General features: G+C 69.8%; 27 protein-coding genes. 17 read left to right on the forward strand and 10 right to left on the reverse strand.

The genetic code is table 11. From position 1 onward, the window contains the following. Positions 1-37: 37 nt before the first annotated feature. From ACZ7OI_RS19455 to ACZ7OI_RS19470, 4 genes are all read right to left on the reverse strand, one after another. Positions 38-1,048, reverse strand: coding sequence for an aminotransferase class V-fold PLP-dependent enzyme (locus ACZ7OI_RS19455; RefSeq protein WP_470265586.1), 1,011 nt, complete (start codon positions 1,046-1,048; stop codon positions 38-40). 10 nt (positions 1,049-1,058) lie between these two features. Next, positions 1,059-1,823 carry an isocitrate lyase/PEP mutase family protein gene (locus tag ACZ7OI_RS19460; protein ID WP_470265587.1) on the reverse strand — a complete coding sequence of 255 codons (765 nt, stop codon included), beginning with the start codon at positions 1,821-1,823 and terminating at the stop codon, positions 1,059-1,061. A 73-nt stretch (positions 1,824-1,896) separates the two neighbouring features. Next, the gene (locus tag ACZ7OI_RS19465) at positions 1,897-2,526 is read right to left on the reverse strand and encodes a GPP34 family phosphoprotein (protein WP_470265588.1); all 630 of its coding nucleotides are present in this window, start codon (positions 2,524-2,526) and stop codon (positions 1,897-1,899) included. Further along, entirely contained in the window at positions 2,523-3,962 is a 1,440-nt protein-coding gene (locus tag ACZ7OI_RS19470) for an ArnT family glycosyltransferase (protein WP_470265589.1), read from the reverse strand. The genes ACZ7OI_RS19465 and ACZ7OI_RS19470 overlap by 4 nt, the downstream gene beginning before the upstream one ends. A gap of 168 nt (positions 3,963-4,130) precedes the next feature. Here ACZ7OI_RS19470 and ACZ7OI_RS19475 point away from each other — a divergent pair, with 168 nt between their 5' ends. Together ACZ7OI_RS19475 and ACZ7OI_RS19480 are read left to right on the forward strand one after the other, a co-directional pair. Continuing rightward, positions 4,131-5,342 (forward strand): sensor histidine kinase, encoded by a 1,212-nt coding sequence (locus ACZ7OI_RS19475; RefSeq protein ID WP_470265590.1) that lies wholly within the window; start codon positions 4,131-4,133, stop codon positions 5,340-5,342. Continuing rightward, positions 5,339-5,989 (forward strand): response regulator, encoded by a 651-nt coding sequence (locus ACZ7OI_RS19480; protein WP_470265591.1) that lies wholly within the window; start codon positions 5,339-5,341, stop codon positions 5,987-5,989. The genes ACZ7OI_RS19475 and ACZ7OI_RS19480 overlap by 4 nt, the downstream gene beginning before the upstream one ends. A gap of 1 nt (position 5,990) precedes the next feature. On the opposite strand, the gene ACZ7OI_RS19485 is transcribed toward ACZ7OI_RS19480, so the two are convergent. Then, positions 5,991-6,668 (reverse strand): IclR family transcriptional regulator, encoded by a 678-nt coding sequence (locus ACZ7OI_RS19485; protein ID WP_470233700.1) that lies wholly within the window; start codon positions 6,666-6,668, stop codon positions 5,991-5,993. 117 nt (positions 6,669-6,785) lie between these two features. On the opposite strand from ACZ7OI_RS19485, the gene ACZ7OI_RS19490 reads away from it, so the two are divergent. From ACZ7OI_RS19490 to fahA, 9 genes are all read left to right on the forward strand, one after another. Beyond that, complete coding sequence (locus ACZ7OI_RS19490; protein ID WP_470265592.1) at positions 6,786-7,205, forward strand: nuclear transport factor 2 family protein; 420 nt, start codon at positions 6,786-6,788, stop codon at positions 7,203-7,205. A gap of 23 nt (positions 7,206-7,228) precedes the next feature. Then, positions 7,229-8,062 carry an SDR family NAD(P)-dependent oxidoreductase gene (locus ACZ7OI_RS19495; RefSeq protein ID WP_470265593.1) on the forward strand — a complete coding sequence of 278 codons (834 nt, stop codon included), beginning with the start codon at positions 7,229-7,231 and terminating at the stop codon, positions 8,060-8,062. After that, complete coding sequence (locus ACZ7OI_RS19500; protein WP_470265594.1) at positions 8,055-8,849, forward strand: SDR family NAD(P)-dependent oxidoreductase; 795 nt, start codon at positions 8,055-8,057, stop codon at positions 8,847-8,849. The genes ACZ7OI_RS19495 and ACZ7OI_RS19500 overlap by 8 nt, the downstream gene beginning before the upstream one ends. Next, positions 8,846-10,252, forward strand: a complete 1,407-nt coding sequence (locus ACZ7OI_RS19505) for an FAD-dependent oxidoreductase (protein ID WP_470265595.1) — start codon at positions 8,846-8,848, stop codon at positions 10,250-10,252. The genes ACZ7OI_RS19500 and ACZ7OI_RS19505 overlap by 4 nt, the downstream gene beginning before the upstream one ends. A 37-nt stretch (positions 10,253-10,289) precedes the next feature. Beyond that, on the forward strand, positions 10,290-11,624 hold the full coding sequence (locus ACZ7OI_RS19510; RefSeq protein WP_470265596.1) for an MFS transporter: 1,335 nt from the start codon (positions 10,290-10,292) through the stop codon (positions 11,622-11,624). A gap of 43 nt (positions 11,625-11,667) precedes the next feature. Further along, entirely contained in the window at positions 11,668-12,207 is a 540-nt protein-coding gene (locus tag ACZ7OI_RS19515; protein WP_470265597.1) for a MarR family winged helix-turn-helix transcriptional regulator, read from the forward strand. 82 nt (positions 12,208-12,289) lie between these two features. After that, entirely contained in the window at positions 12,290-13,489 is a 1,200-nt protein-coding gene (locus tag ACZ7OI_RS19520; RefSeq protein ID WP_470265598.1) for a cupin domain-containing protein, read from the forward strand. Next, positions 13,456-14,313 (forward strand): hypothetical protein, encoded by an 858-nt coding sequence (locus ACZ7OI_RS19525; RefSeq protein ID WP_470265990.1) that lies wholly within the window; start codon positions 13,456-13,458, stop codon positions 14,311-14,313. The genes ACZ7OI_RS19520 and ACZ7OI_RS19525 overlap by 34 nt, the downstream gene beginning before the upstream one ends. Beyond that, entirely contained in the window at positions 14,310-15,479 is a 1,170-nt protein-coding gene (gene fahA, locus ACZ7OI_RS19530; RefSeq protein ID WP_470265599.1) for a fumarylacetoacetase, read from the forward strand. The genes ACZ7OI_RS19525 and fahA overlap by 4 nt, the downstream gene beginning before the upstream one ends. Positions 15,480-15,790: 311 nt before the next feature. Here the strand turns inward: fahA and ACZ7OI_RS19535 are convergent, their stop codons facing one another. Together ACZ7OI_RS19535 and ACZ7OI_RS19540 are read right to left on the reverse strand one after the other, a co-directional pair. Further along, positions 15,791-16,420 carry a CoA transferase subunit B gene (locus tag ACZ7OI_RS19535; RefSeq protein ID WP_470265600.1) on the reverse strand — a complete coding sequence of 210 codons (630 nt, stop codon included), beginning with the start codon at positions 16,418-16,420 and terminating at the stop codon, positions 15,791-15,793. Further along, entirely contained in the window at positions 16,417-17,127 is a 711-nt protein-coding gene (locus ACZ7OI_RS19540; protein ID WP_470265601.1) for a CoA transferase subunit A, read from the reverse strand. Before ACZ7OI_RS19540 ends, ACZ7OI_RS19535 begins: the two co-directional genes overlap by 4 nt. Before the next feature lie 157 nt (positions 17,128-17,284). Between ACZ7OI_RS19540 and ACZ7OI_RS19545 the strand changes: the two genes are divergently transcribed. Next, positions 17,285-18,049, forward strand: coding sequence for an IclR family transcriptional regulator (locus ACZ7OI_RS19545; RefSeq protein WP_470265602.1), 765 nt, complete (start codon positions 17,285-17,287; stop codon positions 18,047-18,049). Between the two features lie 22 nt (positions 18,050-18,071). Here ACZ7OI_RS19545 and ACZ7OI_RS19550 read toward each other — a convergent pair whose 3' ends face one another. Next, the gene (locus tag ACZ7OI_RS19550) at positions 18,072-18,644 is read right to left on the reverse strand and encodes a CGNR zinc finger domain-containing protein (RefSeq protein WP_470265603.1); all 573 of its coding nucleotides are present in this window, start codon (positions 18,642-18,644) and stop codon (positions 18,072-18,074) included. A gap of 118 nt (positions 18,645-18,762) precedes the next feature. On the opposite strand from ACZ7OI_RS19550, the gene ACZ7OI_RS19555 reads away from it, so the two are divergent. Beyond that, positions 18,763-19,884: an epoxide hydrolase family protein gene (locus ACZ7OI_RS19555; RefSeq protein WP_470265604.1), complete on the forward strand. Its 1,122-nt coding sequence runs from the start codon at positions 18,763-18,765 to the stop codon at positions 19,882-19,884. A gap of 42 nt (positions 19,885-19,926) precedes the next feature. Here the strand turns inward: ACZ7OI_RS19555 and ACZ7OI_RS19560 are convergent, their stop codons facing one another. After that, the gene (locus ACZ7OI_RS19560) at positions 19,927-20,298 is read right to left on the reverse strand and encodes a winged helix-turn-helix transcriptional regulator (RefSeq protein WP_344284560.1); all 372 of its coding nucleotides are present in this window, start codon (positions 20,296-20,298) and stop codon (positions 19,927-19,929) included. 142 nt (positions 20,299-20,440) lie between these two features. Here ACZ7OI_RS19560 and ACZ7OI_RS19565 point away from each other — a divergent pair, with 142 nt between their 5' ends. The 4 genes from ACZ7OI_RS19565 to ACZ7OI_RS19580 are packed head-to-tail and all read left to right on the forward strand — an operon-like array spanning position 20,441 to position 23,086. Beyond that, a complete protein-coding gene (locus ACZ7OI_RS19565; RefSeq protein ID WP_470265605.1) occupies positions 20,441-20,836 on the forward strand; it encodes a hypothetical protein in 396 nt (131 codons plus the stop codon). After that, on the forward strand, positions 20,833-21,006 hold the full coding sequence (locus tag ACZ7OI_RS19570; protein ID WP_470265606.1) for a hypothetical protein: 174 nt from the start codon (positions 20,833-20,835) through the stop codon (positions 21,004-21,006). Before ACZ7OI_RS19565 ends, ACZ7OI_RS19570 begins: the two co-directional genes overlap by 4 nt. A gap of 50 nt (positions 21,007-21,056) precedes the next feature. Beyond that, positions 21,057-21,737: a winged helix-turn-helix domain-containing protein gene (locus tag ACZ7OI_RS19575; protein WP_370935846.1), complete on the forward strand. Its 681-nt coding sequence runs from the start codon at positions 21,057-21,059 to the stop codon at positions 21,735-21,737. Continuing rightward, positions 21,734-23,086: a sensor histidine kinase gene (locus tag ACZ7OI_RS19580; RefSeq protein ID WP_470265607.1), complete on the forward strand. Its 1,353-nt coding sequence runs from the start codon at positions 21,734-21,736 to the stop codon at positions 23,084-23,086. Before ACZ7OI_RS19575 ends, ACZ7OI_RS19580 begins: the two co-directional genes overlap by 4 nt. On the opposite strand, the gene ACZ7OI_RS19585 is transcribed toward ACZ7OI_RS19580, so the two are convergent. Further along, on the reverse strand, positions 23,083-24,309 hold the full coding sequence (locus ACZ7OI_RS19585; protein WP_470265608.1) for an LCP family protein: 1,227 nt from the start codon (positions 24,307-24,309) through the stop codon (positions 23,083-23,085). The two genes, ACZ7OI_RS19580 and ACZ7OI_RS19585, sit on opposite strands and share 4 nt — an antisense overlap. Positions 24,310-24,437 lie beyond the last annotated feature (128 nt).

Consider the following 24,437-nt stretch of genomic DNA (forward strand, 5'->3'; position numbering starts at 1 on the left):
CGTAGTTCACCCCTTCCCCGGCGCTGAGCCCAGACGCTCAGCCCAGCGCTCCCAGAACCCGTTCGACGTCGTCAGGGCCGTTGTAGAGGTGGAAACCGACCCGTACCCGCCCGTTGCGGACGCTCGCGACGACCCCGGCTTCCGCCAGCCGCGCCGGGTCGGCTTCCAGAGCCACGATCGCGCTCCCCTGCGGCTCCAGTCCCGCCGCGGCGCGCAGGGAATCGGCCAGGCCGGCGTTGTGTTCGCGCACCGCCGCGACGTCCAGTGACGCGAAGTAGTCGAACGCCTCCGCTGCGCCGACGTGAGACAGCCACACCGGCGAAAGGTCGAACCCGCGCGCGTTTCCGGCCAGGCGCAGTGGCATTCCGTATACCGACGACCACGGATCGTCGCCGGCGTACCAGTTCGCGGCGACCGGGCGGGTCCGTTCGTGCGCCCGCGGATGCACCGCGAGCCAAGCGCAGCCGCGCGGCGAGAACAGCCATTTGTAGCCCCCGCAGACGATCCAGTCCGCCCACGCGACGTCCAGCGGAAGCCAGCCCGCGGCTTGCGTGACGTCGATCAGGACCGGCACGCCCGCGGCTTCGGAGGCGGCCCGCAGCGCGGCGGTGTCGAGGAGCGCGCCGTCGGCGGACTGCGCGAGGCTGACCGCGACGAGGTCGTGGCCTTCGACGTGCTGCGCCAGTTTGGCGAGCGGCGCTTCGGTGACGTTCGCCCGCTGCGCGAACGGGAACGTGACGCTGGTGAATTCGTTCTCGGCGACCAGAACCCGGGCGTCCGGAGCCAGCCCGCCCGCGACGTTCGCCACCAGCTGCGACACCGACGCGCCGATCGCCACCCGATCCGCCGGAACCCCGGCCAGCCGTGCAAAACCGTTGCGGGAACGGGATACCGCCTCGTCGAAGTCCGACGGGGTGTCCTGTCCGGTGCGCCAGCGGGCGACCGCGGAGTCGACCGCTTCGGCGACGGGCGTCGGCGGGATCCCGATGCTGGGCGTGTTGAGGTATCCGGCGGGGACAGCGAAGTCGGTGCTTCCTCCGAAGATCATGTCGTCCAGATTACGGGAGCAGCGCCGTGACATCACCGTACGAAGGCGGCTTCAGCGGCAGTTCCGTCTCGTCTCGGACAGAGTCCACTGTGGCCAGTGCGGCGGAAAGTGCTACCCGGTAAGGCGTTGAGCCGAGACTGACCCTTGCGACGCCCAAAGAAGCCAATTCGGAGAAAGTGGCTTTCCCAGGCAGGTGCAGGAGGTTCACCGGCACTTCGACCGCTTCGACCAACTCTGTCACGTCCGCGGGCTCGTGCAGACCGGGGACGAAGACGCAGTCGGCACCAGCGTCGGCATAGGCGCGGGCCCGGGTGATGGCGTCCGCGACCGGGCCGATGCCGAGCCAATGCGTGTCGGTGCGGGCGTTGAGGAACATGCCTGGGACTCGTTCGCGCACCTTGGCCAGCAGGGCGGCCTGAACGACGATCGGAGCGAGGGTGTCGGCTCGGCCGTCTTCCAGGTTGACGCCCACGACCCCGGCGTCGGCCAGTTCCGCGACGAGGTCCGCTACTTCCCCGGGGTCAGCGCTGAAGCCGTCGGCGAGGTCGACGCTGACCAGGATGTCCAGTGGTGCCAGCGATTTCGCCAAAGCGACGGTCGCGGCCCGGGACTCCGGAGCACCGTCGGCGAGCCCGGCGGCGGCCGAAACGCCGAGGCTGGTGGTGCCGACTGCCGGGTGTCCCGCGGCGGCGAGGGCGGCGGCGAAGCCGAACTCCCAGACGTTCGGCAGCAGAAGCGGACGGCCGGGGACGTGCAGCGCGGCGAAGGAGGTCATGTCCGCCACGGTACGACGTCCACGCTTCGGCGGCGGCCGAACCGTCGGTCAGCCCCCTCGGCTGACCGACGGCTCAACCTCCGGAACCGCCGGAGAACGCCGCGATCCGAGCCGCCCGTCGGCCCGCTACCGCCTTGCGCAGCGCCGGAACCACCGGTCCGGCGAGCTTCTCCAGTTCCTTCAGCCGGTCGGCGTGGTGTCGTGCGTCCGACCGGGACATCCCGGCTCCGGAGGCCGCGGCGAGAGCGGCCAGCGCCGCGGTTGAAGCGTCCACTTCGGACAGCGGGGCGGTCAGGGCGTGGTCGAGTTGCGCGTGCGCGTCGCGTACTCGCGCGGGGTCGGAAGGAAGAAAAACCTTGCGGTGCAAGACAGAACTGCTGCCTTCTTCGAGCAAACCCGCCGCGGAGAGTTGCGTTTCCAGCGACTGCAGCGTGTCGTTCTTGCCCCGCCGCAGCACCGCGCGCCAGGACGCCGGGCTGTGCGCGCGAAGGTCGGCGAGCAGGTCGTCGAGCAGGAGGTCGCCGGTCGGGGCGGCACCGGTCGGTTCGGCGTGGCCGCGCTGGTCGCGGAGGTTGCCGCGCAGCACCAGGTCGGTCACCGCGGCGGCGCGGACCAGCAGGGCCGCGTGGGAGCGGCGGGAGACCGGGCCGCCGCCGGAGTCGCAGGCGAGGAAGTACGCGCGTGCGGGCAAGGAGTCGCTCATTGTTTCTTCACCTCTGGCCAGATCGTTTCCCAGGATTGCTTCCGCCCGGTGTACAGCCACATCAGCCCGGGCACCACTTCGGTCACCGAAGAGAAGTACGGTCTCAGCAACGCCGGATCGAAGCCCGTGAAAAGCACGTTCTTCGCCGAATCCGGCGGCCGGTCGAAGTACCAGTATCCTCGGTGTCCACTGTAGACATTGTTGATCCCGTAGCGCGGACCGTAGTACTCCACGGCCGCGGCGAACGGGTAGATTTCCCCGTATACGGCGGTTTCCCGGCGCACCGACTCGGGCAGCGACTGATACGTCTGCCCGACGCCGTCCGCCAGCTGCTGTTGCGCGGTCTCCCCGGCCGCGAACACGGTGCCGAGCGGAAAGGGCCCGAACGACGTCGCTTTCATCGACGCTGGCCACACCGGCAATCCGGCGATGGCGACCGCCGCCGAAAGCGCGAAAACGGTTCCGACCGGGATCTTCCACCAGCGCACAAGATTCCGCCGCGAAAGCTCCGTCGCGGCGGCGGCGAACGGCAGCGAATACAGGCTCATCAGGTAGTACGAGCGGCCGTGCGTCCCGATGATCACCGCCACGACCAGCAGCAACGCCACCGCGAGGTACCGGTACGGCACCAGGTCCGGCGATCGGAACAACCGCCACATCCCGTACAGCAGGGCCAGCACGCCGATTCCCATTCCCGCGCCTGACAAACCGTCGCGCGCGAAGGTGAGGTAGCCGGGGAATTCGGCCGCGACGACTTCGCCCATCCGGGTGTAAGCCCAGCCGTGCGCGGCCTGCCAGAGGAACGTCGGCAGGGTGGCCACGACGGCGATCAGCGCACCCAGCCACAGCTTCGGCCGCGACACCAGCTTCCGCGGTCCGAGAACGAGCGCGGACACCAGCACCGCGCCCCACAACGCGGGAATCAGGAATTTCGTCTGCAGCGACACCGCGGTGACCACTCCGGCCCACAAGAGCAAGCCGTCGCGCCGGGTCCGGGTCCAGCGCACGAGAAGGAACACCACGAGTGTCCAGAAGAACGGATCCAGCGCATACGTGGCGACCCAGTGACTGATGATCATCAGCCCGGAAGTCGCGTACGCCCCGGCCGCCATGACCTGTGCCCCGCGACCGCCGCCGAGTTCGCGGGCGGTCAGCGCGGTCACCACGACCCCGGCGCCGGCCGCGAGCGCCATCGGCAGGCGCAACGCGACCAGCGAACCGGGGAACCACTGGTCGAGCGCGCCGGCCAGCAGCGGGACGAGCGGCGGCTGGTCGAAATACCCCCAGGCCAGGTGATCTCGACCAGCCACGAGGAAGTACAGCTCGTCGAACCCGTGCGCGTACCGGGTGCTCGTCGCCACCAGCAGCGCGACCGCGGCCGCCGCGACCGCCAGCACGGGCAGCCGGGCGAACCGCGGGATTTCCTCGCTCGTCATGGCGTCGAGTCCACCGCGCCGGGCGGGTGCGGGGTAAGCGCGCTCGGTATCGACCCGCTGCGACGAAAGTGGATCGCTCTCGGCTCGGCCGCAACTTTCGGCGGTAGCCGGACACCCGGGCGGTGCGGATCCGGCGCGGCCGGACGGGCGAACGGATACCGTGGCCGGGTGACCAGCACGTGCCGTTCGTGGCCGCGGTCGACCGACTGGCTCTGGCTGGGCGGCGCCGCGCTGGCGTTCGCCTGCCTCGACTTCGGGCTCTTTCTCGCCGCCGGGCCCACCACCGGTTTCCTCGGGCCGTACGCGACGCTCGTCCTGGAACTCGTCTGCGACGCGTCCCTGCTTCTTCTCGCGCGCTTCCCGAACGCGGTGGCCGGGCTGCTGATCGTGGCCTCGCTGGCGATGCTGGCATCCGATCTCTTCTCCCCCGGCCTGCTCGTGCCCACCCGCCAGCCGACGTTGATGACCGTCCCCACGATCACGCCGATCGTCCTGGCGCAGCTCGTCCGGCAGTTCGATCGGCGGCGGCTGTTGTGGATCGCCGGATTCCTGGCGCTGCTGGCGACGCGGCCATGGAACCCGGCCTGGAACACGACGCCGTTCGGGTTGCTGAGCACTGCGCTTCCGGTGGCGGTGTCTCTGTACTTCGAGGCGCGTCGACAGCTCCTGAGTTCGTTGCGGGACCGGGCCGAACGCGCGGAACGCGAGCAACATCTGCTCGCCGAACAGGCGCTGGCGGCCGAGCGGCGACGGCTGGCGAGCGAGATGCACGACGTGGTGACCCACCGGTTGAGCCTGATGGTGCTGCACGCGGGCGCGCTTGGCGTGACGTCGCCGGATCCGTCGGTGAAGTCGGCGGCCGAGGACATCCGGCGCGAAGGCGCGCACGCCCTGGACGAACTCCGCGACCTGGTCGGCGTGCTGCGCAACGGCACCGGAGTCGAACCGCCAGTGCCGAATCCGCCGCTTCCCGGCGAGGTGGCGGACCTGGTCGCCGAATCCGTCGCGGTCGGCATCGCGACCGAGCTTTCCGTGACCGGCGACCGGACTTCGGTGTCGCCGACCGTCGCGCGCACCGCGTACCGCGTGGTGCAAGAAGCTCTCACCAACATCCGCAAGCACGCGCCGGGCTGCTCGGCGACGGTTTCGCTGCGCTATCACCCAGGCGGACTGGACGTAGCCGTCGCCAACACTCGCGCGACCCAGCCGCCGGACGCGGCACTCGCGGGCAGCGGCTCCGGCGCGGGGCTGAGCGGACTGCGCCAGCGCGTCGAACTCGTCGGCGGGACCTTCGAGGCGGGCCCGGCGCCGGGCGGCGGGTTCCGCATCGGTGCGATACTTCCCGCCTACGTCCCGACCACGGAAGGTGCTGCCCGGTGATCACGGTCGTGGTGGCCGACGACGAGCCGATGGTGTGCGCGCACCTGCGCACGATCCTCGGTTCGGCCGGCGACATCGAGGTAGTCGCGCAGGCGCGGGACGGCGCCGAGGCGGTCGAGGAAGTGGTCCGGCACCGGCCTTCGGTGGTGCTGATGGACCTGCGGATGCCCGGGGTCGACGGGCTGACCGCGATCGAGCGGATCTGCGCGCTGCCGGAACCGCCCGCCGTCGTCGCGCTGACGACGTTCGACGCGGACACCTACGTCATCCGCGCGCTGCGCGCGGGCGCGGCCGGGTTCCTGGTGAAGTCGACGCCGCCGGAGGATCTGATCGGCCTGGTCCGGGTCGCCGCGGACGGGCACACTGTGCTGTCGCCGTCGGCCGCGCGCCGGTTGGTCGCGCTGTCGTCGGACGGCCAGCGCCGTGACGACGAGGCCCGCCGCCGGACCGCCGGGTTGACGGAGCGGGAGCGGGATGTGCTGGCTTGTTTGGGAGAAGGACTGTCCAATGCGGACATCGCCGGTCGGCTGCATCTGGCGGAGGCGACGGTGAAGAGCTACGTGTCGCGGATGCTGGTGAAGCTCGACTGCACGAACCGGACGCAGGCCGGGCTGCTGGCGCACGAGGCCGGGCTCGTCGGCCGGTAGGTCATTTCAGCAGCGAGCCGAGGCGCTGCGCCGACGCCACGACCAACCGGCCCAGCTCGTCCGGGTCCGGGGCCTCGAACAGCGAGAGTCCGATGCTCGTTCCTGGTGCGTCACGACCAGTCGGCACCACCGCGGAAATCCCGGTGATGCCCGGCGCGATCTCCCCCACTGACACCGCGTAGCCCCGGGACCGGGCGCGCGTGATCTCCTCACGCTCCCCCTCCACCGGCGGCTCCGCCGAAAGCAGCGCGAGCCCGGCCGAACCGCGTCCTATCGGGTCCAGCTGGCCGCTGCGGAACGACACGTGCATCCGCGCCTGCCGCGGTTCCACGATCATCAGCATCCGCACCTGCTCGGCGTTTTCGCGGACGACCAGGTGCGCCGACGCCCGACCGGCGTCCGAAAGTTCCTCCAGCACCGGGCGCGCGAGCGTGCGCAGGTCCTGTTCCACCGGTTCGGCGAGGCGCACGAGACCGGTGCCGAGCGAGATCCGCTTGAACCGGTCGCGCCGGCAGAGATGGTGCGCCTCCAGCGTGCGCACCAGCCGGTGCGCGACCGTGCGGTGCACGCCGATGCCGTCGGCGATCTCGGTCATCGTGAGCCCCTGCGGATGCTCCACCAGCAGCTCCAGCACCTGAAGCCCGTGGCTCAGCGTCTTCGACGTCCCCGATTCGGACACACGGCTCCCTTGACGACAGTTGTCCGGCGACCTACTGTTCCTACATATCGCACGGTGCGTGCGAATATAGCACGTTTGCCGCTCGAGGCAACTCCCCTGCGGATCGAGGTCCCTGACATGAGCGAAGTCCCCGTCGAGGACGTGCTGGCGGTGCATCAGCTCTACGGCCGCCAGAGCCACGCCATCGACTCCGGGCAGGCCGCGCGCTGGGCCGCCACGTTCACCCCGGACGGGGAGTTCGTCTCGCCCAGCTATCCGGAGCCCGCTGCCGGAACGTCCGCGCTGACCGCGTTCGCCGAGCGGTTCCACGCCGGGTGCGCGGAGTCCGGTGAGCGGCTGCGGCACGTCGTGTCCACAGTGGAGGTCCGGTTAGGACAGTCCGAGGACGCCTTGCGAGCGCTCGCCTATTTGCAGATCGTCGGGACGCCGGAAGGCGGTTCCCCGCGGCTGCACCGGCTCACCGTGCTGGACGACGAACTCGTGCGCACCGCGGAAGGCTGGCGCGTGCGCCGCCGCACCGTGCACCGCGAGCCCTGAGAAACAACGAGGAGAAAACCCAGATGACCACTCTCGAGCCCACCGGCCCCGGCCGGGTGCTGCACCAGCCCGCGACCGCGCGGTACCCGGAAATGCCGGGCAAGGTCGCGGTGGTCACCGGCGCGGCCCGCGGCATGGGCGCGCGGTTCGCCGCCGGTCTCGCCACGCGCGGGGTGCACGTGGTGGGCGGCGATCTCGACGCCGCCGCGATGACCGCCACCGCCGACGAGCTGACCGTCGCGCTGGCCGCGGAGTCCATTGAGGACAAGCCGGGCCGGATCGTCGCGTCCGCTTTGGACGTCACCCGCGCCGAGGACCACGTCGCGCTCGCCCAGCGTGCGATCGACGAGTTCGGCCGCATCGATTTCTGGGTCAACAACGCCGGGATCTTCCCGTTCGCCGAGGTGCCCGACATCACCCCGGAGCAGATCCGCTCGACGCTTTCGGTGAACGTCGAGGGCGTGCTGTTCGGCGCGCAGGCCGCGGCCGCGCGGATGGAACCGGGCAGCGCGATCGTCAACATGGCGTCGGTGTCCGCGGTCCGCGTGCGCAAGGGGCGCGCGGCGTACTGCAGCTCCAAGGCGGCCGTCGCGCACCTCACCGAATCGCTCGCGGTGGAACTCGGCGACCAGGGCATCCGGGTCAATTCCATCGCCCCGGGCTACATCGACACCGAAATGACGCGCTGGATCCAGGACGACGCGCCCGCGCTGGCGAAGGCGCTGGACGCGGTGCCGCTGCACCGGATCGGCTCGCCGGAAGAGGTGTGCAGCGTGCTGCTGTTCCTGCTTTCGGACAGCTCGCGGTACGTGACCGGGCACAGCCTCGCGGTCGACGGCGGCTCCCGGCATGTCTGACGCCACCGAAGCCGTGCGCTACCCGGACGTCGTGCTCGTGACGGGCGCGGCGAACGGGATGGGCGCGCAACACGCCCGTGCGCTCGGCGAACGGGGCGTGCACGTCTGCGTCGCGGATTTCGCTGGTGCGGACGAAATCGCGGACGAGATCCGCGCGGCAGGTGGTGCGGCGACGCCGTACACAATGGACGTGGTCGAGCCAGCACAGTGGACTCGCGTGCTCGACCGGATCCGCGCCGAACACGGTTCGCTCGGCGGGCTCGTGAACAACGCCGGGATCTCGCGGCGGCTGGAATTCCAGGACACCACCGCGGAAGTCTGGGACCGGGTGCTGGCGGTGAACCTGTCCGGGCCGTTCCACGGGATGCGCGCGGCGGCGCCGCTGATGCGCGATTCGGGCGGCGGTTCGATCGTGAACATCTCGTCGATCTCCGGCCAGATCGGGTACTTCTCCCCCGCCTACTCGGCGAGCAAATGGGGCTTGACCGGATTGTCGAAGTCCGCCGCGGGCAATTTCGCGAAGTGGCGAATCCGGGTCAACTCGGTCCATCCCGGACTGGTCGACACCGGGCTGCTGGCCGGCGCGGACGCGTTCGTCAAGTCCGCTGTGGACAGTGTGCCCGCCGGAAGGATGGCCGATCCCCAGGAGATCACCGACACGGTGCTGTTCCTGCTGTCGGATCGCTCCACCTACTTGACCGGGAGCGAGGTCACCGTGGACGGCGGTCTCGTATCGAACGGTCTCTACCATCGCATTCTCGCCGAAACCGGAGGTGATCTCGGATGAGCGTCGACGCTGATGTCGTGGTGATCGGCGGGGGCGGTGCGGGGCTGGCCGCCGCCGTGTCCGCGGCCGAGCACGGTGCCTCGGTGATGCTGTTCGAGTCCGAAAAGGAACTCGGCGGCTCGACCCAGCTGTCCGCGGGCATGCTCACCGCGGCGGGCACGAGCGTCCAGCGCGAACTGGGCATCGAGGACACGCCGGACCGGTTCTTCCAGCACTACCTCGACCTCAACCAGTGGCAGCTGAAACCCGGTCTGCTCAAGACGTTCTGCCGCGAAGCCGGTCCCGCTGTCGAGTGGCTGATCGGGCTCGGCGCGGAGATCCCGGCGAAGGTGTCGCATGACGCGCACACGCCGGGGCTGACCCGAGCGGGCGTCGAGGACGTCTGGCGCGGGCACGTGCCGAAGGACCAGGGTTACGGCCTCGTCCAGGTGCTCGACCGCGCTCGCCGCAAGGCCGGGGCCGAGGCGGTGCTGAACACCCGGGTCGAACGGCTGCTCGTGGAGGACGGGCGGGTCGCTGGCGTGGTCGCCGACGGCATCGAGGTCCGCGCGAATTCGGTGATCGTGACCAGCGGCGGGTTCGCCCAGGATCCCGCGCTGCGCTCGCGGTACTACCCGGACGCGGACGCGGCGGGCGAGGATCTGTTCGTCGTCGCAGCACCCGGCTCGCGAGGCGACCACTTCGCGTTCGGCGAGCAGGTTTCGGCCTCGATCACCGGCGAGGGCTGGGGATTGCTGTTGCCGACCGCGTATTTCCAGCGCCTGCACCATTGGCAGTCCGGTTTCCCGCCGCGCTCGCGGGTGCTGGTGAACGCGCACGGCCGCCGGTTCATGGACGAGGACGCGTCGTACGCGGTGTCCAACGGCATCATTTCCGCGCAGGACGGTCCAGTGTGGATGGTCTTCGACGACCGAGCGCGTCGCGACCTTCCGCCGGGCTACGCGCATTGGAACGCCGAACACGTACTGTCCGAAGCGGACGCCGGCCGCACCTTGCGCGCCGACACGCTGGAGGAACTCGCGGGCAAGATGAACGTGCCCGCCGACGCCCTCCGGGCCACTGTGGACAGATGGAACGTCCAGCTCCCCACCGGCGAGGACCCGGAGTTCCTGCGGCACGAAACCTTGTCCGCCAAGGGATCGGCCGAATCGCCCGCGAAGATCGAGACCGGACCGTTCTTCGCCGCCCGCACGCTGCCCGCCGAACTGGTCTGCACGCACGCCGGACTGGAGATCGACTCCAGCGCCGCGGTGCTCGATGTCCGCGGCAACCGCGTGCCCGGACTGTTCGCCGCGGGCGAGGCCGGCGCCGGCGTGCTCGGCTTCCGTTACGTCGGCGGCGGCAACGCGGTCGCCAACGCCGTCACCATGGGCCGCATCGCCGGCCGCTCCGCCGCTGCCTGATCTTTCAGAGTTACTGCTCACCGTCGAGGAGAACCCCATGCCCGTCCCCGCCGCAGCCGCCACGACGGCGGACTCCCCGCTGGCCAGACGCACCGTCCGCAAGGTCGGCATGCGTGTCATGCCCATCGTCCTGCTGCTCTACATCTTCAACTACATGGACCGGGCGAACATCGGCTACGCCCAGCTCGGCATGGCCAAAGAGCTCACCATCACGGCCGCGACCTTCGGCGTCGCGTCGGCGATCTTCTTCCTCGCCTACGTGGTGTTCGAGGTCCCCAGCAACATGATCATGAAGAAGGTCGGGGCCCGGCTGTGGCTCAGCCGGATCGCGGTCAGCTGGGGCATCGTGACCGTGCTGACCGGGTTCGTCGCGAGCGTCACGCACCTGATGATCGCGCGGATCCTGCTCGGCATCGCCGAGGCCGGGCTGTTCCCCGGGCTGCTGCTGTACTTGACCTTCTGGTTCCGCGGCAAGGAGCGCGGCCGGGCCATCGCGACGCTCGCGCTCGCGCAGCCGATCGCGCTGATCCTCGGCAGCCTCTTCGGCGGCTGGATCCTCGACCACGTGCACTGGGCCGGCATGAGCAGCTGGCAGTGGGTGTTCATCCTGCAGGGCGCGCCCGCGGTGCTGATCGGCCTGCTGACCTTCTTCTACCTGCCGAACAAGCCCGCCGACGCCAAGTTCCTGACCGCCGAGGAAAGCTCCTGGCTGCAGGCCGAGATCGACCGCGAGTACGTGCCGGAGGAGAAGGAAACGTTCCTCGGCCAGCTGCGCGCGGTGCGCGACGGCAAGGTCATGCTGCTGGCGATTTCCAACCTCTTCATCGCCTGCGGCCTGTACGGGCTGACGTTCTTCCTGCCGCTGATCGTGAAGCAGCTCGACCCGAAGTACTCCTCGACCAACATCGGCCTGCTCGGCGCGATCCCGTACGTCGTCGGCGCGGTCGGCATGCTGCTGCTCGCCCGCAACTCCGACCGCACCGGCGAGCGCAAGGGACACGTGATCGGCACCGTGCTGGTGGCGGCGATCGGGTTCTTCGGCGCGATCCAGTTCAAGACGGTGCCGACGTTGTCGCTGATCAGCCTGTCGCTGGCGGCGATCGGCGTGCTTGGCTACCTCGCTCCGTACTGGGCGATGGCCGCGCGGGTGCTGTCGAAGGAGCACACGGCGGTCGGCCTGGCCGCGATCAACTCGATCGCCGCGCTCGGCGGGTTCTTCGGGCCGTACGCGATCGGGCTCGCGGCTACGGAGACCGACGTGACGGTCGGGTTGTACTTCCCGATCGGCTGCCTGATCGTCGCCGCGGTGATGCTGGCGTTCCTGAAAGTGCCGCGCGACGCGGGCGCCCGCCTGTCTCGTCCGGTGAAGTAGTTTCGAGTTTGATTATCCCGGCGGCGCGGTTACAGTGCTGTCCATGCAGGACTCCGCCGCGCCGCCGGACCCGGACTCGCTCGACTTCTGGTCGTTCATCGCGCTGGCCAACCGCAGGCTTTCGGAGGAATTCGGGTTCCGCCACCAGCTGGCGACCGAGGTGCTGCTGACCCTGAACCGGGCGTCCAACCTGGTGACCTACGACCTGGAATCCGCCGTGCACCGGCCGCGCGGGCGTTCGTGGTCGGCGTTTCGCGTGCTGTTCGTGGTGTGGCTGGCCGGGCCGCTCGAACCGTCCGCCGCCGCCCGGCTCACCGGCATGAGCCGGGCGGCGGTGTCGAATCTGGCGAAAACCCTGGTCAGCGAGGGTTTGCTGACGCGGACGCCGGGCGAGACGGACGGCCGCTCGGTACGGCTCTCGCTCACCGAAGCCGGGCACGCCGAGATGCTCGAGGTGTTCGAGGCGCAGAACGAACGCGAGGCCGGGTGGGTCGAGGTGCTCACCGAGGCCGAGCAGCGCGTGCTGGTGATGCTGCTGGACAAGCTCATCTCCGGCCGGGCGGGGTTCGCGACCCGCCGCTGACCCTTTCCCCAGGCCAGCCAGTGGACTAGGCTGGCCTGAAAGTAGTACATACTTTGATTACTTCGCGCCGAGGAGGCGACCCATGGCCTACTACCGCAGCGCGGGCAGCATCCCGCCTAAGCGGCACACCCAGCACCGCACGCCCGAAGGCGGGCTCTATTCCGAGGAGCTGATGGGCGAGGAGGGCTTCTCGTCGGACTCGTCGCTGCTGTATCACCGCGGCATCCCGTCCGCGATCGTCGACGCGACGCCGTGGGAACTGCCGGACCAGACGCTCACCGAGAACCGGCCGCTCAAACCTCTGCACCTCAAGCTGCACACGCTGTTTCCGGGCCAGGACTGGAAGAGCGCGGACGTCGTCAGCAACCGCCGGCTCGTGCTCGGCAACGGCGACGTGCGGATTTCCTACGTCGCCGCCGGCGAGGCTTCTCCGTTGTACCGCAACGCGATCGGTGACGAGTGCGTGTACGTCGAGTCCGGCGAAGCGGTCGTGGAGACGGTGTTCGGCGCACTGCCCGCCCGCGCCGGTGACTACGTGCTCCTCCCCCGCGCCACCACACACCGCTGGGTGCCGAAGGGCCCGGAACCGTTGCGCGCCTATGTGATCGAGGCGAACTCGCACATCGCGCCGCCGAAGCGCTACCTGTCGCGCTACGGCCAGTTGCTGGAGCACGCGCCGTACTGCGAGCGCGACCTCCATGGCCCGGCCGAGCCGTTGCTCGCGGAAGGCACCGACGTCGAGGTGCTGGTGAAGCACCGCGGCTCGCGCGGCGTCGTCGGCACGCGTTACGTGTACCCGACGCACCCGTTCGATGTGGTCGGCTGGGACGGCTGCCTCTACCCGTACACGTTCAACATCTCCGACTTCGAGCCCATCACCGGCCGCGTGCACCAGCCGCCGCCCGTGCACCAGGTGTTCGAGGGCAACAACTTCGTCATCTGCAACTTCGTCCCGCGCAAGGTCGACTACCACCCGCTTTCGATCCCCGTGCCGTATTACCATTCCAATGTGGACTCCGACGAGGTGATGTTCTACTGCGGCGGAAACTACGAGGCGCGCAAGGGTTCCGGCATCGGCCAGGGTTCGATCAGCCTGCACCCCGGCGGGCACAGCCACGGCCCGCAGCCGGGCGCGGTGGAGCGTTCCATCGGCGCGGAGTTCTTCGACGAGCTGGCCGTCATGGTCGACACGTTCCGTCCGCTGGAGATCGGCGAGGGCGGCCACGCGAGCGACGACCCCGGCTACGCCTGGACCTGGGCAGGACGGGGACCCCAGTCGTGACCGACGCACTGACCCGCGGTTTGCTGGACGACGCGGCGGTCTTCCCGCCCGGCCTCGCGCCGCTGCCGGACGCCGTCGCCGCGCACGACCGGCACACTGCTTCGGCGTACGCCGCGATGGTCGGCCCGCTGGTCGTCGCCGCGTCCGGCTTGGCGGAGCTGGCTGAAGTCGTCGCAGGCCGGGAAACTCCGTTGCCGCTCACCGTGACGCTGCCCGCCGGACCGGGCGGGATCGCCGACGTGCTCAAGGCCGTCGACGGTCTGCCGGTGTCGGTCGAATCGCTCGAAATCGCGGTGCCGCAAGGAATGAGCGTCGCCGAGTTTCTGTCCGCAGTGGACGGTTGCCCGGTCCCGGTCGCCGTGGAGATCCCGCGCGACGAACGCCGGATTCCGTTGCTGCAGGCCCTTTCCGGCACCCCGCACAAGGCGAAGTTCCGCACCGGCGGCACGTCCGCCGAGTACTACCCGGACGAAGCCGAACTGGCCGCAGCGATCCGCGCGGCCGCCGACGCGGGCGTCCCGTTCAAGGCGACCGCGGGCCTGCACCACGCGATCCGCAACACCGACCCGGCGACCGGTTTCGAACAGCACGGATTCTTGAATCTCTTGCTCGCCGCCGAAGCGGTCGGCCGCGGCGCCGAGGACGAGGAAGTCGTTGCGCTGCTTGCCGAACGCGACGGCGCCGTCGTCGCCGGCCGCATCCGCGCGCTGGCCCCGGAACGCCTGGCCGCGGCCCGCGCGCAGTTCACCTCGTTCGGCACCTGCAGCATCACCGACCCGCTCACCGAACTGACAGACCTAGGCCTGATCGGAGCCACCGCATGACCGTGCTCGACATCCCCGCCGGCTCCCCGTTCGGCGTCGAAAACCTGCCGTACGGCGTTTTCTCGGCAGGCGGCGGCAGTCCCCGAGTGGGCGTGCGCGTGGGTGAGCACGTGCTGGACCTGTCGATCGCCTTGGGCGACGCAGTCTTCGCAGAGCCGACGCTGAACGCCTTCATGGCGCAGGGCTACGACCGCTGGGTCGAGGTCCGCACGCGCCTGCAGACGCTGGTGACCGGCGACGTACCCGCCGAAGCCGTGCACGCGATCGGCGACGTCACCCTGCACCTGCCGATCGACGTCGCCGACTACGTGGACTTCTACGCCTCGGAACACCACGCGTCGAACGTCGGCCGCCTGTTCCGTCCGGACGCGGAACCGTTGCTGCCCAACTGGAAACACCTCCCGGTCGGCTACCACGGCCGCTCCGGCACGGTCTACGTGTCCGGCACCGACGTGGTCCGCCCGAGCGGCCAGCGCAAGGGCGAGGACGGTCCGGTCTTCGGCCCGAGCACCCGCCTGGACATCGAGGCGGAACTGGGCTTCATCGTCGGCGCGGGCACTCCGGCCAACACCCCGGTCTCGCCGGACGACTTCCCGAAGCACGTGTTCGGCGCGGTCCTGCTGAACGACTGGTCGGCCCGCGACATCCAGGCCTGGGAGTACGTCCCGCTGGGCCCGAACCTGGGCAAGAGCTTCGCGACGTCGATCTCGCCGTGGGTAGTCCCGATCCTGGCTCTGGCCGAGGCCAGGGTCCCGCTGCCCGGCCAGACGTCGCCGGAACCCCTGCCCTACCTGCGGGAAACGTCGCCGTGGGGCCTGGACGTCAACCTGACGGTGCAGTGGAACGGCCAGGAGGTCGCCCGCCCGCCGTACCGCGAGATGTACTGGTCGCCCGCGCAGATGCTGGCCCACCTGACCGTCAACGGAGCCTCCGCCCGCACCGGCGACCTCTACGGCTCCGGCACGATCTCCGGCAAGGAACCGGCCGAACGAGGCTCGTTCCTGGAACTCTCCTGGGGCGGCCGGGACCCCCTGCCTGTCAACGGCGAGACCCGCACCTTCCTGCAAGACGGCGACGAGGTCACCATCACCGGCACCGCAACCACCAGCAGCGGCGCCCCCCTGGGCTTCGGCGAAGTCCGAGGCCGCATCCTCCCCGCCCAATAACCCCAACGTCCGTGAGGGGAACCCTGAAGGAATCAGATTCCCTCAGGGTTCCCCTCACAGACTTCTCGCAGCCCCACCCGATATGACGTCGGGGCGTAAGCCCCCTCCCTAAACCGCCACCACCACACCCAAACCACCCCAGGCAGCCACCCCCCACCCTGCACCCCGATACGAAGCCTCCCCTGCGGTTCGGGGGTGCTTGTCAAGGCATCTTTCCCGCCTTGACAAGCACCCCCGAACCGTCAGCACACTCGGCTTCGGGGTGCCCCACGCCCCAGGGCGCAATGTCGCCGCCAGGCGACGAGCCGCCGTTACTCCGCGACAGGCGCCCCAGTCTTCTCCCGAACCTCCTCCAGAGAAACCCCAGGCGCCAACTCCACCAACTTCAACCCGTCATCCGTAACATCCAGCACGGCCAAGTTGGTGATAATCCGATTCACCACCCCAGCCCCGGTCAACGGCAGAGTGCACTTCTCCACGATCTTGGGCGTCCCGTCCTTGGCATTGTGATCAGTAATGATCACAACCCGACGAGCCCCGGCGACGAGGTCCATCGCCCCGCCCATCCCCTTGACCAGCGCCCCGGGCACAGTCCAGTTGGCCAGATCCCCATTAGCCCCCACCTGCAACGCCCCGAGCAACGCCAAATCGATATGCCCGCCGCGAATCATCGCGAACGACTCGGCGGAATCGAACAAACTGGCCCCGGGCTGCAACGTGACAGTCTGCTTCCCGGCGTTCACCAGGTCGGGATCCTCTTCCCCCTCCCAAGGAAACGGCCCCAGCCCGAGAATCCCGTTCTCGCTGTGCAAGGTAACCTGCACCCCGTCCGGAATGTGATTCGCCACCTGCGTGGGAATCCCGATCCCGAGGTTCACATAATCGCCGTCCCGCAGCTCACGAGCCCCGATCGTGGCCATTTCATCGCGATTCCAGCTCACGCCGACGCCTCCTCGCGCACGCGCACGGTCCGCTTCTCGATCTGCTTTTCCCGCGCAGTCGCCTGAATCAGCCGCTGCACGTAAATCCCCGGCGTGGTGATCCGCTCCGGATCGAGATACTCGTCCGAAACCTGCTCGGCCTCGGCCACCGTCACCTTCCCGCACGTCGCGACGAGCGGGTTGAAGTTGCGCGAGGCGTACCGGTAGATCAGGTTCCCCGCCGGGTCCGCGACGTACGCGTGCACCAGCGCAAGATCGGCGACGATCCCCCGCTCCTGCACGTAGGTGACCCCGTCGAACTCGGCGTGCGGCTTGCCCTCGGCGATCGGCGTGCCGACCCCGGACTTGGTGTAGAACGCCGGGATCCCCGCGCCGCCTGCCCGCATCCGCTCGGCGAGCGTCCCCTGCGGGGTGAACTCGACCTCGACGGTCCCGTCGAGATACTGCTGCGCGAACAGCTTGTTCTCGCCCACGTACGACGCCACGACCCGGCGCACCTGCCGGTTGTCGAGCAGAATGCCGAGCCCGGCCCCGTCGACTCCCATGTTGTTCGAGACGATCGTCAGATCGCGCACGCCCGAGTCCCGGACCGCCTCGATGAGGTCGTTCGGGTTCCCGGTGAGGCCGAAGCCCCCGACCGCGATCGTCAGCCCGTCCTCGAGCAGCCCGTCGAGGGCCTCCGCGGCGCTGCGGTACTTCGTCGGCACGGCATCCTCTCCACTTCGTTCGGTGAGTGGTCAGTCCCCGCATACAACCCAGCGCAGGGGAAACGGGTCAACCGACACGCCGGGATCCCCGGCAAACCTCTCGCGCACCGAACACCCGCGCCCGATGCGTCCACTGAGCGGACGTACCCTTCCTCCCGTGCCCACCTCGCCTCCTGACCACGTAGTCGGACGGGTGTCCGCGGTCCTGCGCGCATTGTCCACCCACCGCGACGGAGCGTCGACCTCTCGGCTGGCGCGCCAGTGCGGCCTGGCCCGGCCGACGGTGCACCGGCTGCTCGCGTCGCTGGCCGCCGAGGGCTACGTCGACCGCGACCGGCAAAGCGGCCGCTGGTATCTGGGCCCGGAGCTGTACCTGCTGGGCGAAGCCGCCGCCCCGCGCTACGACGTGACGCAGCAGGCGCGCGCGAGCGTCCACCGGCTGGCCGCGGCGACCGGGGAAAGCGCGTTCTTCTCGGCCCGCCGCGGCAACGAGACGGTCTGCCTGCTGCGCGAGGACGGCGACTTCCCGATCCGGTCGTTCGTGCTGTACGAGGGCGCCCGGTTCCCGCTCGGCGTGGTGTCGGCGGGGCTCGTGGTGCTGGCGATGCTGCCGGACCGGGAGGTCGAGGAGTATCTGTCCACTGTGGACCTCACCGGCGAATGGGGTCCGGCGCACCGGGCGGAGGACGTCCGGGCCCGGGTCGCGCGGACGCGGGAGGACGGGTATTCGACCAATCCCGGGCTGGTGGTCGAAGGGAGTTGGGGGATGGCTGCGGCGGTGTTCGCGCGAGCCGGGGAACCCGCGTGGGCGTTGACGCTGACCGGGGTGGAGTCGCGGTTCCGGGAGGAGCGGAGGGGCGAACTGGGGGCGTTGCTGCTCAAGGAGGCGCATACGTTGACGAACGTGCTCCGGCAGCCCTGAGGCCGGCGGGATCGCGGGCGCCTCAGCCCGGGCTTTGCCGGCTCCGGTAGGCCGCGACACTGGCCCGGTGCGCGCAGTTTCGGGTGCAGTACTGCTTCGAGCCGTTGCGCGACAGGTCGACGAAAGTGGCCCGGCAGTTCAGCCCGGCACAGACGCCGAGACGAGCCGGACCGAGCGCGGCGATCACGGAGGCCAGTGCGCTGAGCGTGGTCGCGGCCAGGTGCGCCGAGCAGCGGTCGGTGTCGGAAGTTACCTCGGTCCACCAACGGTCGTCCTCGTGCCGCAGTGCCGGGGTGGCTCGGCTGTGCCGCAGGCCGTCGTTGATCAGGGCCGCAGCTCCGGCCGGATCGGTGGCCGCTCGTTCCAGCACGGCACGCACCGTCTCGCGCAACGCGCGGACTTCCGCCAGATCGGCACGGGTGAGACGACGCGGGCCAGTCCCGTGGTTCGGGGGCCCTGCCTCGGGATGGTCGTCGAGGAAGGCCCGGAGCTGCTCCACGGTCTCGAGCGCGTCCTCTCCCTTGATCGGTCTCAAGGTGTTGGCCAGGTCGACGGCCGTCTCGACCGCCACCGGACTGTGATACGCATCTGGCATTTGACGTGTCTCCTCACCGGCCCGTAACGTTACACTCGAATGGGCTTTTGCATGTCACATGCTACCCGGCGGGGGACGTTCCGGCCGAGAAGGACCTTGACCAGTGAGGAGCCTTGCCATGCCCGCCGAGCCGTTCAGGGTCACCATCACCGAAGCCGAGATCGCGGATCTGCGCGAACGATTGCGACGGACGCGGTGGCCCGAGCCCGAGCCGGTGGACGACTGGTCGCAGGGGTTGCCGCTGGCTTACGCGCGGGAGCTGTGCCGCAGCTGGGCCGAGGACTACGACTTCGGGTTCGCCGAGCGGCTGAACGCCTTTCCCCAGTACCGCGACACCATCGACGGGCTGGGCATTCACTTCCTGCACGTCCGGTCGCCGGAGCCGGACGCGTTCCCGCTCGTGCTCACGCACGGGTGGCCGGGTTCGGTGCTGGAGTTCCTGGACGTCCTCGGCCCGCTGACCGATCCGCGCGCGCACGGCGGGGATCGGGCGGACGCGTTCCACGTGGTCGCGCCGTCGTTGCCCGGGTACGGCTGGAGCGACAAGCCGTCGACGACCGGGTGGGGCGTCACGCGGATCGCGCGTGCCTGGGACACGTTGATGGTTTCGCTGGGATATCACCGATACGGCGCGCAGGGCGGCGACTGGGGTTCGGCGGTGTCCGGCGCGCTGGGCGAGGTGGCGCCCGAGCGGGTCGCCGGCGTCCACCTGAACCTGGGGTCCGTGGCAGCGGGCGCGTTCGCCGACCCGACGCCCGCGGAGCGGGCGAACCTCGAGGCCGAGAAGGAGATGCAGCGCACCGGCCGGGGGTACTCGGCGCTCCAGTCGACCCGGCCGCAGACCCTCGGCTACGCCCTCACCGACTCCCCGGCGGGCCAGGCCGCCTGGATCGCCGAGAAGTTCTGGGCCTGGACAGACAACAATGGCCGCCCCGAGGACGCGTTGCCGCGGCAGAAGATCCTCGACGAGATCTCGGCCTATTGGTTCACCGCGTCGGCCGCGTCGTCGGCGCGCCTGTACTGGGAGAGCTTCGCCGGCTTCCGGGACAAGGTGACCGCGCCGTCCGGGCTGTCGGTCTACCCGCGCGACATCACCCGCCCGTCGCGGCGGGAGGCCGAGCTGCGGTTTACCGATCTGCGCTGGTTCGAGGAACTGCCGCGTGGCGGCCACTTCGCCGCGCTGGAGCAGCCGGAGTCGCTGATCGAGCAGGTGCGCGGGTTCTTCCGTCTTTTCCGTTGACCGGTCTCGACTCCCTGAAAAAGCACGGGCAAGAGGCGTCGCTCAAGAAGCGGTAGCGGCGTTCTCCGCGTCGTAAGCCGCGCGGGCGGCCGTCACCTGGTCCATGTTCCGGCGCGCCCAGCGGTCCAGCAGTTCCAGCGGTTCGGCGAGGTTGCGGCCCAGCTGGGTCAGCTCGTACTCGACCTTCGGCGGGATCACCGGGTACGCGGTGCGGATCAGGATGCCGTCGCGGACCAGGCTGCGCAGGGTCTGCGTCAGGACCTTCTGCGAGATGCCCTCGACGCGCTTGCCGATCTCGGTGAACCGCAGCGGGCCGTCCACCAGGGCTCCGACGATCAGCACCGTCCACTGGTCGCCGATCCGGTCGAGCAGCTGGCGGGTCGGGCAGTCGCGGTCGTACGGATTTCCCAGCACGGCGGCCTCCTCACTCTCCGCAAGAGAGTAACACTCCCCCGGGTCAGCAGGCTTTACCGAACCCGAACATTCGCCCCACACCGCTCGTACACCCGCGCGCGACGGTGGTCACCGGGAACACCGACACGGGAGGACGAGAACGATGCAAGGAACGAGGCGGCTGGCACTGGCGGGCTGCGGGATCGCGGCCGGACTGCTCGTGGCCGCGCCGATCGCCAGCGCGGACACGCAGGCTCCGGCTCCGGCCCCGGTCACGCTGAGCCCGCAGGAAGTGCAGCAGATGTGCACGGCCTGGGTGCCTAAACTGCACAAACAGGCCGAGAACCTGACCAACCGGATCAACGGCGGACCGGAGGTCTCCGGGTCGGTCGCGAACCTCAAGGCGCGCGCGAACGACGCCCGCACCAAGGGGCACACCGCACAGGCCGACCGGCTGCAGAAGCGCGCGGACAAGCGGCAGAGCCGGATCGGCGAGCTGGCCACCGCGACGAAGCAGCTGGACGCGTTCGCCGCCGCGCATTGCCAGGTGCCCAAGTGAAGCGGCTGATCGCGGTCGCTGCCGCGGCTGTCGTCGTCGGGCTCGGCTGCGCGGCGTGCGACAACGGTTCGGCGCCGTCGTCGAGGGCGGCGCCGAACGGCGATCTGAGCAGCATCCAGTCCACGCTGGACTCGATCCAGTCCGACATGGCCGGCGACGGGTCGCGGTGACGCGCGTACCGTTTCCCCCGACGTAGCCGGCCGGAGGAACGGGAGCCCGCATGGGGTCAGCTGGCCGCGGTCTCGTCCTCGTCGTGGAGGACGAGACCGCGATCGCCGAGCTCGCCGCGCTTTACCTGCGGCGCGACGGGTTCGGGGTGGAGGTCGAGCCGGACGGCGCGAAGGCGCTCGCGGCGATCCGGCGGTTGCGGCCGGTCGCGGTGGTGCTCGACATCGGACTGTCCGGAATGGACGGCATCGAGATCTGCCGGGCGCTGCGCGCGGCGGGCGACTGGACGCCGGTGCTGTTCGTGACGGCCCGCGACGACGAGCTGGATCGCTTGCTGGGCCTGGAAATCGGCGCGGACGATTATCTCACCAAACCGTTCAGCCCTCGCGAACTCGCCGCCCGCGTACGGACTGTGCTGCGCCGAGCGTCCGGCAGTCCGTCCACGACACTCGCTTGCGGCGGCGTGCGCATCGACGTGCCCGGCCGTCGCGCTTGGGCGGGCGAGGCCGAGATCACGCTCACCTCCACCGAATTCGATCTGCTCGCCCACCTGCTGCGACACCCCGGCCAAGTCCTGTCGCGAGATCAATTGCTCAGCGCGGTCTGGGGTTACGCCGCCGCGGCCGGAACCCGCACTGTCGACGTGCATGTCGCGCAGTTGCGGGCGAAACTCGGCGACGACAGTCCTATCCGGACAGTCCGGGGCATCGGGTACGCGGCGGACGCCGGATGAAAACCACGCTCGCGCTCCGGATCACCGTGGTGTGCCTTGCCGTCGCCGGAATCGCGGTGCTGGTGGCCGGGCTGGTCGCGTCCCGATTGGTCCGCAACACCGCGGATTCGGTGCTGCAGCAGTCGTTGCGGGATCAGGCGGACGTCGTCGCCGGGCAGCTCGACGGCACCGGGATCGGCAACCGGCTCGCGATCGGCAAGGCGGCCGCGGTCGTGCGAGGGCAAGGCATCGAGGTCGTCGTGCACCGGGACAACGGCCAGAATTCCGGCCAGGCGACCGCGGTGCGCGCGGCGGAGCGGGCCGGGCTCACGTCCGGAAAGGACCATTCGACGCGGGTCGCGATCGGCAATGTCGACTACCTCGTGGAGGTGCGCCCGGTCGGCCCGCAAGCCGCGTTCGCGCTCGTGCAGCCGGTGCGCAGCGCCGAGGCGACGCAACATGCCTTGCTGCGCAACATCCTTTTAGCCCTGGGCATCGGGCTCTTGGTCGCCGCCATCGCCGGATACGTCTCCGGACGATTGCTCGGCCGCCCGCTCCGCCGCGCCGCAGCCGCCGCGGGCAGTCTCAGCGCAGGCCGGCGCGACGTCCGGGTGCCGGTCGAAGGCCCCGCCGAAGTCGCGCAAGTCGCGGGCTCGCTGAACGAACTCGCCGACGCGCTGGCCCGCAGCGAAGCCCGGCAACGGGAATTCCTGCTGTCGGTGTCGCACGAACTTCGCACCCCGCTGACCGCGGTGACCGGTTTCGCCGAAGCGATCGCCGACGGAGTCGCCGAAGGCCCGGACGCCCGCCGCGCCGGTGAGACGATCCACCGCGAGGCGCAACGTCTGGAGCGGCTCGTGTCCGACCTGCTCGAACTCGCCCGCCTCGGGGCCGACGAATTCCGGCTCGACCTGGATGTCTTCGATTTCGCCGCGCTCGTCCGGGACTGCGCGGAGGTGTGGCAGCTGCGCTGCGCCCGCTCGGACGTCCCGCTGACCGTGCAGTCTCCCCCTGAAGCCGCCATGGTCACCGCCGACGCCCGACGGTTGCACCAAGTCGTGGACGGCCTGGCGGAGAACGCTTTGCGCGTCACGCCAGCCGGTGCGCCGATGGTGTTCGCGCTGGCTGTCGCGGACGGCCACGCGCACCTGTCGGTCCGAGACGGCGGCCCGGGGCTCGCGCCGGAGGACTATCCGGTGGCTTTCGAACGCGGCGTCCTCAATTCCCGATACCGCGACAGCCGCCCGGTGGGATCCGGCATCGGGTTGGCGCTGGCACACGGGCTGGTGACGCGAATGGGCGGGACCCTGACGGCCGGACCGGCTCCCGAAGGCGGAGCTGCGTTCACCATCACGCTGCCCCTGGCTTAATTCACGCACCCGCTGGCGGTCGTCATCTTCGGCTGCGCCGGAGTGCCCGCCGGAGGAGTCGGCGTCGTGGTCTCCGCGATCGGCCGCACCGCGCCGCCGCTCGACGACGGGTGGACCGCGCCCGAATCGTCCGCACCCCCGGACGCCGAGACGTCCGGCGAGCTGATCTGCGTCTGCACGAAGTGCTTCACCTGCGCCGGATCCACCTTCACCGCGTCGCCGTCGGACGGGGTGGCCAGCGACAGGCTCTGCACCGGAATCGTGCCGAACGCGATCGCGCCCGAGCTGAGGCCGTGCAGCTGCTCGGCGAAACTCAAGAGGTTCCAGCCGTGGTCAAGGGTGACCGACCCCTCCAAAGCGTCCACAAGGGAGGAAAGCCGCGCGGGATCGGTGAAGGTGCCGGAGCCGAGGACGGTCTTCGCCATCGCCGACATGAACGCCTGCTGCCGCGCGATGCGGTCCAGGTCGCCGTTGGGCAAGCCGTGCCGCTGCCGCACGAAGGCGAGCGCTTGCGTACCCGAGATCGTCTGCACACCGGCGGGGAAATCCGCTCCGGAGAAGGAATCGTGCACCGGAGCCTTCAGGCACACCTGCACCCCGCCGACCGCTTGGCTCAGCGCGGCGAACCCCGCGAGATTGACCGCGGCGTAGTGATTGATGGTGAGCCCGGTGAGTTGCTGCACGGCGGCAATCGCCGACTTCGCACCGGCGGCGTCGGCGGCCACCTCCAGCTGCGGGCCGCTCATTCCTTGCTGGGCAAGCTTTCCCCGCTGATCCGCGCGGGCACGGCTGTACGCTGAATTGATCTTGTGCTTGCCGTAACCCGGAATGTCCACATAGGAATCGCGCGGGATCGAGATCGCGGTGGCCGCCGCCCCGCCGACCGGGACGTGCACCACGATCATCGTGTCGGTGGTGTTGCCGCCGTCGTCTCCTCCGCCCGCGTGCAGCGCGTCGAGCACGCTCTGCGGCAGCGGCGTCCCGTCCGGTTTGGTGCGGGAATCGAGACCTGCCAACAAGATGTTCTGCGCGACGGTGAGCGGTTCCCCGGCCGAAGTGTCCGGAACCTGCGCCGAGGGCGCGATGACATCGGCGGTGACGAGGCTGGTGTCCAGCCGGTGCAATTGCGACCACGCGAATCCGGTGGCGCCCAGCACCAGGGTGGACACGACCCCCAGCACCGCACGGCCGCCGATCCGGCGGCCCCGGGACGTGATCAGCACGGCCGGTTCCTCGCTTCCCCGGGGACGGATTTCGCCCCCCCGCATTCGAGGATCACCGCGTTAGCTGGGAATAGCCTGAGAAACCTGTCGCGAAGATGTGATGCTGCCCGTTCGGCCGAATGCGCCGC

Source organism: Amycolatopsis sp. NPDC114503, assembly GCF_055633655.1.